Below are 13,456 nucleotides of genomic sequence, written 5' to 3' on the forward strand. Positions count from 1 at the left end.
TCTGCTTTATTTTAGATTCTCTTTTCAATTCCCCCCATCTTCTAGTCAACTCAGAAGGCGATGTTTTCCTATCTGCACCAGAGCACAACCGACTATTTGGCGATTTGCCGACACATATTTAATAAAAACATGAATTATATTCTTTTTTAACCATGCATCTGTGTGTTGTTTGAATCTTTTTAATTGCCAAAGCGGCAGCGGCTGATTTTGGCGAAGGCAGCGCGTCTCCGAAACCTATAATTCCTTTGTTTTCCAAAAGTATCTGTGGCAGAGGCGAGAATATGAGTGAACAAGATTTGCCTCGATGCATGTACTGCGGAAACTTTATCGACGACTGCACCTGCGTGTGCCCTTACTGCGGAGAAACCGTTAAGTGCACCTGCTGCGTCGGCGTGGATAAGGCAACCGGCGGCGGATAAGCCACAACAAGGGTTTTCGAGACGTGACGCGATATGGTAATTGAGAGTTTAAACTGGATGGCAGGTGGACCGCAGGGCAGCGGAGTTGACACTGCATCCACCATCTTTGGCAGAGCCTGCGGATACGGAGGACTCTTCGTTTTTGGCAGACGCGAATACCACTCAAACATCAAAACAATGCATAGCTACTTCCATCAGCGCATCAGCAAGCAGCCCACGCTGGCTAATGTAAGCGATGTGGATTTGCTGGCGGCGTTTGATGCGGAGACGGTGGTGCGGCATGTCGGCGAAGTCGTGAATGAAGGCGGCATAATCGTTGATTCCCGCTACCTCGACGTGAATGTATTGGACATAATCACTTTCTCTGAGGAAGAAAAAGCCGTCGTTCGCCAATTCATCAAAGACAACAACGTAGCCGGCGAAACCATCCAAGACTTCCTCAACCACGCCAAAACAAAAAACATCCAGGTTTTCCCCGTCCCATACATGGACCTGCTAAAGCAAATCGGGCAGAAACTCAACATAGAAAAAATGAGCTTACTCACCAAAATGATAAACGTTCTAGCCATCGGCGTATCTTTTGCGCTTCTAAAATACGACCGCAAACTCGTAGAGGACGCCATCAAAGCCACCTTCCACGAGAAAATCGCCGCCATGAACATAGCCGCAGTCGACGCCGCCTACGACTACACAGAAAAAACCTTCAACACCGCCAACTTTAAGCGTAAACTCGAAAAGCAACCAACAAGTGAAGCAAGAATTTTCCTTTCCGGTAACCAGGCAGTCGGCATGGGTAAAGTGGTGGGTGGATGCCGCATACAAACCTACTATCCCATCACGCCTGCGGCGGATGAGAGCGAATACATCGAAGCCCACGAAATCCTTAAAACCAAAAAGGGCAGCAAAGAAGCCGTAATTGTCCTTCAAACCGAAGATGAAATCGCCGCCATAAACTCCGCGTCGGGGGCCTGTCTGGCGGGGGCGCGGGCGGCAACGAGCACCTCGGGGCCCGGCTTCTGCCTAATGGTGGAGGGGCTAGGCTGGGCAGGCAACAACGAAGTCCCAGTCGTTATCACTTACTACCAACGCGGGGGCCCCGCAACCGGGCAGCCTACGCGTCATAGCCAGCAGGACCTGCGTTTTGCGATGCATGCTGCACATGGAGAATTCGGAAGAATCATCGTTGCCTCCGGCGACATCGAAGAATGTTTCTACGATGCAGCCGGCGTCTTCAATTTAGCAGAGAAATACCAGATGCCCGTGATTCACCTGCTCGATAAAGCTATGGCGAATTCCTCGGCTACCTATCCTACGTTTGGCTACGGCAAAGTCAAAATCGACCGTGGACTTGTTGTGGGCGAAAAAGACCTTGAAGGCAAAACTTACAAGCGGTTCCAATTCACCCAAACCGGCATCTCGCCCCGGGCTTTTTTGGGTACAAAGAATGCGGTGCAGTGGTACAGCGGGGACGAACATAACGAGATGGGTAACATTAATGAGGAGCCCGAGAACCGCCGAAAGATGCTAGAGAAACGCATCGATAAGCTTGCGTTGGTGGACAAAGAGGTGCCTATTGAACTTAAAGTAAACGAGTTCGGCGACCTTGACTCCGAGAACATAGTTGTCAGTTGGGGTTCACCTAAAGGCGCCATCGTTGAAGCCCTCAATCAACTTAAAGACGAAGGCTACAGCTTGGGCTTTATACAAATCCGTATGCTTCACCCCTTGCCCTCTGCCTACCTGAACAAGAAACTCATGGGCAAAACCCGCATCATCGACATCGAAGATAACCATGATGCGCAGCTAGCCGGCGTCATCACCCAGTACGCGCTGGTTAAACCCAACTTCTACATCCTCAAATATACGGGGCGGCCCATGACGGTCACAGAGGTCTACGGTGCCCTCAAAAATATCTTAGATAACAAAGCAGCCGAACGGCAGGTGCTCACCTATGGCGCATAAACCCTCCGAATACAAATCCGACGTGTACGTTGACTGGTGCCCCGGATGCGGCGACCACGGCATACTCTCCGCTTTCCAGATGGCGCTTGCGGAACTTGCGCTTGAACCCCACAACGTCGTGGTGGTTTCAGGTGTCGGCAACGCATCAAAGCTTCCCCACTTCGTTAAAGCAAACGGCGTCCACACGCTGCATGGTAGGCTCTTGCCCTTTGCTATGGGTATAAAGATGGCTAATCCGGGCCTTGAAGTCATTGGTTTTGGCGGTGACGGAGATGGCCTTGGAATCGGCGCGGGGCATTTTGTTAATGCTGGCCGAAGAAACATTGACATGGCATATGTTATCCACAACAATGGCGTCTACGGATTAACCAAGGGTCAAGCTTCTCCAACCCTTCGCTTCGGCGTCAAAACCAAGGGGTTGCCTAAACCCAACATTAACGAGGCCATAAACGTGGTTTCGCTTGCCATCACCGCCGGATTCACCTTTGTCGCGCGGTCCTATGCCTTTGATGTAGTTCACCTAAAAGACATGATAGTGCAGGCCATAAAGCACAAGGGCTTGGCGCTGGTGGAGTGTTTGCAGCCCTGCCCCCCCTACAATGACATAAACACCAAAGACTGGTATGCAGGCGCCGACCGACTAGACGTCACTACGGGTAAACCGAAGTCGCGCCTCTACAAGCTGGCCCAAACCGGTTTTGACCCAGTCGTGCATGACCCCAGCGAGATCTTCAAGAAAAAGGTAGCTGGCATGGAGAAGGCACTGGAATGGGGCGACAGAATCCCCTTGGGCGTTTTCTACCAGAATCCCTTTGAACCCACCTTCGAGGAACGCTTCACAAGACGCATACCCTTCTACCAGCAGTATCCGCCGGCAAAGCAGCCGTTGAAAGACGAAACAGGCGCCTCAACAGTGGATTTAAGCGAATTCATGGATGACCTAAAAACAAGCTAAAAACAAGAAGAGGGCAAGGTAAGAAGCCTCTCCTTTCTCCTCGACACTCCTTATCTTACTCCTCAAACACATTATGTTGCTTCTGCCTATTTAATCCCTGTTTCCAAACCCGATATATTTCAGGGGCCAGTGGGTTCCTCGTCAACATAGCAGGCCTCCGTGAAGCGGGGCGTACAGATACAATAGAAAACCAGGTCGCCCCCGCCGATATTGGTTATCTTCTGGGAGGTGTGGGGCGGAATAACTACCACGTCGCCCACGCTGACCTCGGCGTCTTTTTGGTCTCCGACGCATACTCGTCCTGTTCCTTCGGTGATGAGGTAGATTTCTTGGACGTCTATGAGGTGGTGTGCCTTGGTGGTTACGCCCGGCTTGACGATGGCTTGGGCGATGGAAACAGCGCAATCACCATAGTTTTCAGCGACGTAACATCGTTCAGGCGTTAAATAGGGTTTTATGCTGGCGGCTTTTATGATTTTTGGCTGCATGTTTCTGACCGCTTTATGATTTCGGTCGATTGCTATAAAAGGTAACTGTGTATTTTGGCTTGTTTTGATTATATTGTTTTCGCAAGCCTTAACCGATGTGTGTATTTGTTTGGATAGGGCTGCTTTGGCGGATTGGGGGTTGTTTAGGGTTTTTTCTTGTTGAGGTTTTTGTGTATTTTTTACGGTGTGGCTTTGGGGGTATATGTGGTTTATTGTTGTTTTGATGTAAAAATAACTTATATAGGCGCTAACTGTAGTGTATCTAATTAGCTTGTAGGCACTACACATATAATGTGGCTTGAGTATGTATAACCTATGAGATGCCCCTACTGCAACTCGGAGAATTCCAAAACACTCGAAACACGAGATTCCCCAGAGAACACCACACGCCGCCGAAAAGAATGCATCAACTGCGGCAAACGCTACACTACATACGAGTACCTCGAAACCGTCGAACTCATGGTCCGCAAAAAAGACGGCGAACTCCAACGCTTCGACGTAAACAAAATCATCCGTGGACTCCAAAAAGCCTGCGAGAAGCGCCCCGTAGCCATGGCCCAAATCAACGAGTTAGCAGACAAAGTACGCCAGGACTTGATGCTGAAAGGCACCGAGGAAGTCGCCTCAGGGGAAATCGGCGATTTAATCATGACGTACCTCAAAAAAGTCGATCGCATCGCCTACATACGGTTCGCTTCGGTTTACAAGCAGTTTGAAGAGCCTGAAGACTTCAGAAAAGTCCTCTCGGAAGTGAAGAAACAATGAAGTTTGTCCTTAAACGTGATAGCAAATTAGAACCCTTCGATCAAGAACGGATTACAACCGCTATTTGGAAAGCCGTAAAAGCGGTAGGCGGCAAAGATAGAGAACAAGCAAAACACATCAGCGACGAAGTCGTTGCTGAACTTCAGCGGATCTACGGCGAAGACGGTGTGCCCACAGTTGAGGAAGTCCAAGACCTCGTCGAAAAACGCCTCATCGAAAACGGCCACGCTCAAACCGCCAAAGCCTACATCCTCTACCGCAAACAGCACAACGACATGCGTGAACTTGCCGCGCTGTTAAGCAGCTCCGACATGGTGGATCAGTACCTTGAGGTAGCGGATTGGCGCGTTAAAGAAAACAGCAACATGAGTTACTCGCTTCAGGGCCTCAACAACTACCTCTCATCAGCGGTCATCGCCAAGTACTGGATAGCCCGCATCTACCCCGAAAACATAGCCGCTGCACACTTCTCAGGTGACATCCATATCCATGACCTCGGCGTTCTTGGCCCCTACTGTGTCGGCTGGGACCTCAGCGACCTGTTGCTGTCGGGTTTTGGAGGGGTACATGGCAAAATCGAGAGCAAACCCGCCAAGCATCTGCGGACCGCGCTTGGGCAAATTGTTAACTTCTTCTACACTCTGCAGGGTGAAGCGGCGGGTGCGCAGGCGTTTAGCAACTTTGACACCTACCTTGCCCCATTAATCAAGTACGATAACCTTTCGCAGAAAGACGTGGAGCAGGCGATGCAGGAATTCTTCTTCAACATGAACGTGCCCACACGCGTTGGCTTCCAGACTCCCTTCACCAACCTCACCTTGGACTTGACGGTGCCGGACTTCATGAAGAACGAGGCAGTTATCTTCAACGGCAAAGTCACCCAGGACACCTACGGCGGCTTTACTAAGGAGATGGAGATGTTCAACCTTGCATTCGCTAAAGTCATGGCGCAGGGCGACGCTAAAGGCCGCGTCTTTACCTTCCCCATACCCACCTACAACGTCACCCGAGACTTCGACTGGGAATCTCCGGTTTCACAGGCAATCTTTGAAGTCACCGCCAAATATGGTGTACCCTACTTCAGCAACTTCATCAACAGCGACATGAAACCCGAAGACGTGCGCAGCATGTGCTGCCGCCTACGCATCGACAACCGTGAACTGCGTAAACGAGGCGGAGGCTTCTTCGGCGCTAACCCCCTCACCGGCAGCATCGGAGTCGTCACCCTCAACATCCCCCGCATCGGCTACCTCGCCAAGGATGAAGATGACTTCTTTGAGCGGCTGGAAACCCTGATGGAAACCGCCAAAGCCAGCCTTGAAATGAAGCGTAAAGTGCTGGAATCCTTCACAGAAAACGGCCTCTACCCCTACTCACGCCGCTACCTACGCCACGTTAAGGAGGGCTACGGTAAATTCTGGAAGAACCACTTCTCCACCATCGGCATAGTCGGAGTCAACGAGGCCATCCTTAATCTGCTGGGGCAAAACATCGCCTCTAAAGATGGACAAGCCTTCGCTGTGAAGATGCTTACGTTCATGCGTAGCCGCTTAGCTGATTATCAGGAGGAAACAAGCAGTATCTACAACCTCGAAGCTACCCCCGCAGAGGGTACCTCCTATCGGCTTGCACGCCTAGATCGGAAACGCTACCGCGACATCATCTTTGCCAACCAAAAACACATCGCAGCTGAACACGCCGAGCCCTTCTACACCAACTCATCGCAGTTGCCCGTTGACTTCTCCGGCGACCTCTTCGAAGCCCTTGAACACCAAGAAACATTGCAGTCCCTCTACACCGGCGGCACCGTCTTCCACATATTCCTAGGTGAGCGCCTCAACTCCTGGAAATCCGCGGCGGAACTCATCAAAAAAGTCAGCTGGAACTCAAAGTTGCCCTACTTCACGTTGACCCCGACCTTCAGCATCTGCCCAACCCATGGCTACACAAGCGGCGAACACAAGACCTGCCCCACCTGCGGCGGACGATGTGAAGTCTACTCCCGCGTCGTCGGCTATTTGCGCCCCGTTGACCAGTGGAACGACGGTAAACAAGCTGAATTCACCATACGCAAAACCTTTGACCGCTCAACGGTCATGGCGTCCGCGCCCCTAACGGCATAGGTGAAATGCAAAAGTGAAGTTTAGCGGTTTACAAAAAACTAGTCTAGTCGACTACCCTGACAGAGTCGCCTCTGTGCTGTTCACCCCCGGCTGCAACCTACGCTGCCCCTACTGCCACAACTGGAAAATCGCCGTCGACCCCCAGCCGCCGTTTCTGCAGGAAGGCGCTGCCCTCTCCATTTTGGAGAGCCGAAAAAAATACGTTGACTCCGTCGTTATCACGGGGGGCGAACCCTGCATGCATAAGGAGCTGCCGCGTTTCATCGCTAAACTCAAAGAGCGGGGCTTTATGGTTAAGCTCGACACAAACGGCTTCTCCCCCAGTGTTCTATCTGAATGCCTCGGCATGGTTGATTACGTTGCCATGGACCTCAAGGCCAGTCCCGAAAAATATGCGCTGCTGGGCGCTGCTGACACCGCCGATTTGAAGCGTTCCATAGAGCTGCTTAAGGCAGGCAGCGTGAACTATGAATTCCGCACCACTGTTGTCCCCGAAATCGTTACGGAGCAGGATTTAGCGGCTATGGGCGAGTTGATTCGGGGCGCTAAGCTTCTTGTGCTTCAGCAGTTTGTGCCCGACAGTACGCTGGATAAGCGGTTCCAGTCTCTGACGCCTTATACGCCTGAGCAGATTGTGGCGTTTGGGAAGGTGCTGGGCGGATTTGTCGAGAAGGTTATGTTTAGGGTTTAACCCCTTTTTATTTTAGATCATTTTTGGTTCTGCTTGTGGCAGCTTGCACAACCAATCTGGAATGTGCCTTAATCCCCGTTGCCAAAACGCGTTGTTTTCCCAAGTCCGCGGGTTGTTGTTGTGTAAAGGGGGGGGGGTTCTCCCGCAACAACAACTATAGAAGAAACGGTTAGCGCCAGATTTATTTACTGGTCAATTTAGCATTTCTTGCGGCGTATGCTCTAAGACATATTTTTAGTATTTACAATAAATGCATAACACATATTAAGTAAATTTCTGCTTTAATGAATGATCAATCATAAATTTCGAGATTTACAGAACAGAAAATGGAGAATCCGCTATGACTGAGGGTACAGCAATAAAAGAGCAAACAAAAATCAAAGTCCTACATGTAGATGACGACCCCGCCATCCTGTCCATCGCAAAAGAAATCCTTGAAGCCGAAGACAAATTCCAAGTTGAATCCGCCTCCTCCGTCGAGGAAGCCCAAAGAAAACTCAAAGAACAACCCTTCGAAGCGATAATCTCCGACTACGAAATGCCCAACAAAACCGGCTTGCAGTTCCTCGAGGAAATCCGTCAGCAAAAAAATGAAATAGCCTTCGTTATGTTTACGGGGCGAGGACGCGAGGAGGTCGCGGTTAGAGCCCTAAATCTGGGTGCTGACCGCTACATCAACAAAAACGGCGACCCCGAAGCTGTCTACTGTGAGTTGTCCTTTGCGGTGGCTAAGATTGTGGAGCGCAAGAGGGCACGCCGCATGTTGATTGCTGACGCCAAAAAGATTAATCAGCTCAACGAGAAGCTGCGGGTAGTAGGAAGCTTAACCCGTCATGACGTACGCAACAAGCTATCCGCCATAAACGCCCATGTTTACTTGCTTAAGAAGAAGCTAGCCCAAGACCCCGCTGCTATGAATCATTTGCTCGCCATCGATTTATCGTCTAAGCAGATCGTGGAGTTGCTGGAGTTCTCTCATCTCTACGAGAAGCTTGGCGTCGAAGAGCTTCAGGGTGTAGATGTTGGAAAATGCGTTAACGACGCCTTGGGGTTGTTTGTGGATTTGCGGGGTATACGGGTGGAAAACCAATGCTGCGGCTTAACGGTTATGGCGGATTCCCTGCTTCGCCAACTATTCTATAACCTCATCGATAACTCTTTAAAGCATGGACAGAAAATCGCCAGCATACGCATTTATGCTGAAGAAAACGAAGAAGAAACCTGCATCGTTTACCAGGATGACGGCGTAGGCATTGAGGATTGTAAGCGGGAGCATCTCTTTGAGGAGAAAAGCAGCCGCGGCATTAATCATGGCCTCTATGTGGTGCGCCGAATATGTGAAGCCTACGATTGGACCATCAGGGAAACGGGGCAGGCTGGGTTAGGCGCCAAATTTATTTTTCATGTGCCCAAGAGCATATAGTTCTATTCTTCCTTCATTTAGTTGCTTTTTTTCTTTTTTTCTAGCACTTTTTTGCTTTTTTCCTTAATTCTACTGCAAAAAATATACATCAAAAGGTTGACAAATCTTAAATTGTGATTGATTAATAATGGCGAGTATGCGCTCGGAAAGCGCTATAATTTTAGGAGAAAAAACATGCAAAAAATCCACAAAAAAAAGTCAGCGGCAATGGCAACGCTTCTAATAACAGTTTTTGTTGTCTCAATGCTCGCCACTCTACCCAACTCAACTTCACAAACCTCGAGTAAAACCAAAACAACCTATGCTGTATGCGGACTCATGCCAAATCCTGTAGGCGTTAACCAGGAAGTACTGGTCTGGTTAGGCGTCACTGATTATCTTGAGAACGAATCGCAAGGCTGGAAAGGCTTAACCGTGAGCGTAACGCGCCCAGACGGCACCAACGAAACCCTAGGGCCCTTCACTACCGATTCAACTGGTTCAACAGGCACCGTTTATATCCCCAACCAGGTAGGCAACTACACCTTCCAAACCCATTTTCCCGCGCAGTGGTTTAACTGGTCAGCAGCTTCAATGTTTGATCCAGCAATCAGCGGCAGAATATACTATAAAGCAAGTGACAGCGACGTAGTGACACTAGTCGTGCGGGAGGAACCCGTTCCAGACTACCCCTTCACTGCGCTTCCATCAGAATACTGGACACGCCCCATCGATGCTCAACATTACACTTGGTACACTGTTTCAGGTAACTGGCTAAGCATTCCCCCCAACAAAAACGCAGTAAACAACGACCTTGCACCCCAAAGTTCCCACATCCTTTGGACCAAACCGTTAGTTCTCGGCGGACTCTCAGGAGGATTCAACGAAATACAGGGACATGAAACAGGCGACGCATATGAAGGCAAATTCGCTAACTCCGTTATCATCGATGGACGACTATACTATAATCGGTATGCATCAGGCTTCGGTGGCGGATGGGCACAGCAGGGAATATTCTGCGTTGACTTGCGAACAGGCGAAGAAGTCTGGTTCAAGAACAATAGCAGGTTAGCTTTCGGTCAAACTCTCTACTGGGACGCTTGGAACATGCACGGCGTCTTCTCATACATATACACAACCACCTCCACCTTCGACATGGCAACCTTCACTTCAACAACTACTTGGAATGCCTACGACCCCTTGACAAGCGAGTACCAATTCAGCATAAGCAACATCCCCTCAACTGGCGCAATGTTCGGTGCAAGTACACAACTAACAGGATCCCATGGAGAATTCATAATCTACAACATCGACTTGGCACATGGGTGGGTTGCAAAGTGGAACTCAACAACTGCAGTCATCGGTCCCAAACAGGAAGGCGACATGAGCGGCGGCAGCTGGGGTTCAGCAGCCAACACACAGCAAACCTTCAACGGCAACCAAGGCTATGACTGGAACAAGACGCTTGCGGCAGGTGCAGGCAACTTACCCGGCTCCATCAGTGCAGTTCTAGAGGACCGCGTGATTGGTTCAACCGCTGGGGCCTGGGCAGGTATGGGTGACAACCCAATCGGCATATGGGCTTTCAGCTTGGACTCAACGGGCAGTACTCTGCAGACACTCTACAATACAACTTGGGCGCCTCCAAAAGGCGATTTAACCGTTAGCTTCGGTGACTCAAGCTTAGCTGACAAGGTCTTCACTTTGGAAATCAAGGAGAAGCGGACAATCTACGGGTTTAACATGGATACTGGCAAACAGATCTGGGGACCAACAGATCCACAGGCTCAGCTGCAAGTCTACGGCATGTCCGGATGCATCGTTGATGGGCGACTCTTCTCAACAGGCTACGGCGGCGTAGTGTATTGCTATAACGTCAGCAACGGCAACCCCCTCTGGACATACCAAGCTAGCGACCCCTACAACGAAATCCTCTGGAGCAGCGACTGGCCTTTGCAAGTCTGCTTTGTCGCAGCCGACAAAATTTACCTCTCCCACAACGAACACAGCCCAGTTAACCCACTGCCACGCGGTGCACCCTTCGTTTGCCTCGACGTAACAAACGGAACCAAACTCTGGGATATTCCGCTTCGTGGAACCAGCTGGGGCGGAAACGCCATAATCGGCGACAGCATCATCGCAACCTGGGATTCATACGATGGACAAGTATACGCGGTAGGTAAAGGCGAAAGCGCCATAACCGTCACTGGACCCGACATCGGCATACCCGCAGCTTCCTCGGCGATTATTCGCGGAACAGTCACTGATCAATCGCCAGGCGCGAAAGGAACACCCGCAATATCTGACGAATCCATGGATGCATGGATGATGTATCAGTACATGCAGTTTGAGAAACCCGTCAACGCAACAGGCGTTCCAGTCTCCATAGACACCATTGACCCCAACGGCAACTTCCTACACCTCGGCGACACAACAAGCGACACCAGCGGCACCTACAGCTTCCGATGGGTACCCCCCTCAGATGTCCCCGGCAAATACACCATCATCGCCTCCTTCGCAGGCTCCAATTCGTACTGGCCGTCAACGGCGATAACAGCGGTTTCCGTTGATCCAGCCGCGGAACCCACAGCAGCTCCAACACAGGCATCAGAATCGGTTGCAGACACCTATATCATCCCCATGGGCACCGCCATAATCGTTGTCATCATCATCGTGGGCGCAGTGCTTGCGTTATTGATGCGAAGACGACCATAAACTCTCTTTTCCCCTTCTTTTTCTTTTTTTGCAGTTACAACTAATTATTTGGCTATCAAAACAAGCTAAAGCCATTCTATCCTACCAGGTTGGTGACGCCAGTGAGGATGTATTGAACTGCGATGGCGGCTATGAAGAGAGCCATAACCCGCGCGATAACCAAAGCGCCTGTTTTGCCCAAAAGCCGATAGAATACACCGATAAACCGCAGAATAACCCATGTAATCGAGAGCACAATCAGCACAGCAAGAATGGTGGTTAAGGTGCCGTAGGCTTGCAGGTTAAAGATGGTGGTGGTTATTGCTCCGGGACCAACTAGCAGCGGGATAGCTATGGGCACGGCGCCGAGGCTTTCCGGAGGCTCCGTGCTTTCGGTTTTACTGCCTGAAACCAGGATCCGAATAGAGATAATTAGAAGCAGGATGCCGCCTGCTATGCCGAAACTGTAGATTGATAACCCAAAGATAGCCAGAATCTCCTGCCCCAAAAAAGAAAAAAATAAAAGCAGCACAAACCCCACAACCATCGCGACGTTTATTATTTTTCTGCGCTGTTTCGCATCGGTTTTCTCAGTTAAGCCCATGACGATGGGTAGGTTGCCGAGTGGATCAACGATGATGAAAAGCGCAATGGTGGCTCTGATTAAGTCCCCTGCAAAATCAACCGTGCAAAATCCGCTCTAAACTAAATGTCTCAGGGAGAAACAAAAACTTAGCGGAAACGCTACTGCTTCACCAATGCTTCCCAACCCGCAACCCTATCGAGGAACTCCTGCACAGGCTCCCCGCCGAAACTCCGCAGTCTCTGACGCAAATCCGCTTTCTCAACCGCGGCTTTCTGGAAATCAACCATTTGCTTCTCTCCATCGACTAGGTAGAGAAAACCCTCGACTCCCCCGACGCGTGCACATCGAGTGGTAACCGTGAGTAACTCGGCGGCGGGGGGCACATCTGCTGGTAAGTCGCCTGGACCGTAAACGTAGAGGCTGATGTAGAAGGGTTTTTTGAGGAGCCTCTTGAAGCCGCGGGTCAGCATCTCCCAGTACCAGGGGGTGGCATAGTTTTTGCTAAACATCACCACGTTGAAGGCGTCAGCGTATTTGGCGGAGTCGTCAAAGTCCACGCCGTAGCGCTCCAGTGAACTGACGGGGTCAGGCTGGAGACTTAGCACCAAATCGTTTTTTACGATATCGCGGATTTGGGCAATGTAGTCGGTGACTTCTTTTCGTCGCCACTCCACCCAGCCTAAACCGCTTTTCTGGTAGCGTTCCATGCAGCGCGGGCAGGTGCAGTGGCTATGCTCAGCGAAGTACTGGCTGTTTAACCAAATCCCCCTGGATTGGCGGTCGACTTGGGCGATGTAGCGGAGTTGCTCCTCGCGGTAATCCGGCTGAGTCGCGCACAGCACGCTCCAGTAAATGTTAAAGTTATTGTTGCCGAATTTTGCTGGTCCAAGAGGCGACTGAGAAATCCAGTCGGGATGTTCTTGCCCGGTTTGGGTGTCGGCGAATACGGCTATGTTGCTGTGCATGTCTGGTTGGGGTGTTAATCGGATGCCTGTTTCGGGTTTAACGCGGAAAACGTGGAAGTCTAAGCCCGCGGGTTTTTGAGGTTGGAAGATGAGTGAGCCGAACTTCATTTGGGTCGCCTATGGGGGCAAAGAAGCGTTGTTTCGTTATAAGGTTTTTTGCGGCGGAGCCTTTTTTGTGGGTTGCTGGGTTTGAGCTGTTTTCTGATCAGTTTGGATATGTGTTAAACAAGTGAGTAGTTGGTGCAATTTTTTCTGTCCACTTGGGTAGTTTTAAATAGTGGAATGCTATACCTGTGCAAATAAGACAAGTTTTGTCTTACAGTCGTGTAACGCAGAACGCCCCCATGAAAACTGAAACGTGCGCCACCCCTACCGCACAGTAGGTAACCAAATACAAGAAGGTCTA

Annotated in this window: 11 protein-coding genes; 8 read left to right on the forward strand and 3 right to left on the reverse strand. The window is 50.4% G+C overall.

Going from position 1 to position 13,456, the window contains the following annotated elements; translation table 11 throughout:
* The first annotated feature begins 281 nt into the window (after positions 1 to 281).
* The 3 genes from NWE93_03135 to NWE93_03145 are packed head-to-tail and all read left to right on the forward strand — an operon-like array spanning position 282 to position 3,336.
* On the forward strand, positions 282 to 419 hold the full coding sequence (locus tag NWE93_03135; GenBank protein MCW3999212.1) for a hypothetical protein: 138 nt from the start codon (positions 282 to 284) through the stop codon (positions 417 to 419).
* Positions 420 to 452: 33 nt separating this feature from the next.
* Complete coding sequence (locus tag NWE93_03140) at positions 453 to 2,381, forward strand: 2-oxoacid:ferredoxin oxidoreductase subunit alpha (GenBank protein MCW3999213.1); 1,929 nt, start codon at positions 453 to 455, stop codon at positions 2,379 to 2,381.
* Positions 2,371 to 3,336 (forward strand): 2-oxoacid:ferredoxin oxidoreductase subunit beta, encoded by a 966-nt coding sequence (locus tag NWE93_03145; GenBank protein MCW3999214.1) that lies wholly within the window; start codon positions 2,371 to 2,373, stop codon positions 3,334 to 3,336. The genes NWE93_03140 and NWE93_03145 overlap by 11 nt, the downstream gene beginning before the upstream one ends.
* 119 nt (positions 3,337 to 3,455) lie before the next feature.
* Here NWE93_03145 and NWE93_03150 read toward each other — a convergent pair whose 3' ends face one another.
* Complete coding sequence (locus NWE93_03150) at positions 3,456 to 3,824, reverse strand: cupin domain-containing protein (protein ID MCW3999215.1); 369 nt, start codon at positions 3,822 to 3,824, stop codon at positions 3,456 to 3,458.
* A gap of 315 nt (positions 3,825 to 4,139) precedes the next feature.
* Between NWE93_03150 and nrdR the strand changes: the two genes are divergently transcribed.
* From nrdR to NWE93_03175, 5 genes are all read left to right on the forward strand, one after another.
* Positions 4,140 to 4,589 (forward strand): transcriptional regulator NrdR, encoded by a 450-nt coding sequence (gene nrdR / locus NWE93_03155; protein ID MCW3999216.1) that lies wholly within the window; start codon positions 4,140 to 4,142, stop codon positions 4,587 to 4,589.
* Positions 4,586 to 6,712 carry a ribonucleoside triphosphate reductase gene (locus NWE93_03160; protein ID MCW3999217.1) on the forward strand — a complete coding sequence of 709 codons (2,127 nt, stop codon included), beginning with the start codon at positions 4,586 to 4,588 and terminating at the stop codon, positions 6,710 to 6,712. Before nrdR ends, NWE93_03160 begins: the two co-directional genes overlap by 4 nt.
* 13 nt (positions 6,713 to 6,725) lie before the next feature.
* Complete coding sequence (locus NWE93_03165) at positions 6,726 to 7,403, forward strand: anaerobic ribonucleoside-triphosphate reductase activating protein (GenBank protein ID MCW3999218.1); 678 nt, start codon at positions 6,726 to 6,728, stop codon at positions 7,401 to 7,403.
* Between the two features lie 340 nt (positions 7,404 to 7,743).
* On the forward strand, positions 7,744 to 8,826 hold the full coding sequence (locus NWE93_03170; GenBank protein MCW3999219.1) for a hybrid sensor histidine kinase/response regulator: 1,083 nt from the start codon (positions 7,744 to 7,746) through the stop codon (positions 8,824 to 8,826).
* Between the two features lie 318 nt (positions 8,827 to 9,144).
* Positions 9,145 to 11,520, forward strand: a complete 2,376-nt coding sequence (locus tag NWE93_03175; protein MCW3999220.1) for a PQQ-binding-like beta-propeller repeat protein — start codon at positions 9,145 to 9,147, stop codon at positions 11,518 to 11,520.
* Between the two features lie 76 nt (positions 11,521 to 11,596).
* On the opposite strand, the gene NWE93_03180 is transcribed toward NWE93_03175, so the two are convergent.
* Both NWE93_03180 and NWE93_03185 read right to left on the reverse strand, forming a co-directional pair.
* Positions 11,597 to 12,163 carry a MarC family protein gene (locus NWE93_03180; GenBank protein ID MCW3999221.1) on the reverse strand — a complete coding sequence of 189 codons (567 nt, stop codon included), beginning with the start codon at positions 12,161 to 12,163 and terminating at the stop codon, positions 11,597 to 11,599.
* Between the two features lie 80 nt (positions 12,164 to 12,243).
* On the reverse strand, positions 12,244 to 13,158 hold the full coding sequence (locus tag NWE93_03185; GenBank protein MCW3999222.1) for a hypothetical protein: 915 nt from the start codon (positions 13,156 to 13,158) through the stop codon (positions 12,244 to 12,246).
* Between the last annotated feature and the right edge of the window lie 298 nt (positions 13,159 to 13,456).

The organism is Candidatus Bathyarchaeota archaeon (assembly GCA_026014735.1).
Taxonomy (GTDB): Archaea; Thermoproteota; Bathyarchaeia; order Bathyarchaeales; family Bathycorpusculaceae; genus Bathycorpusculum.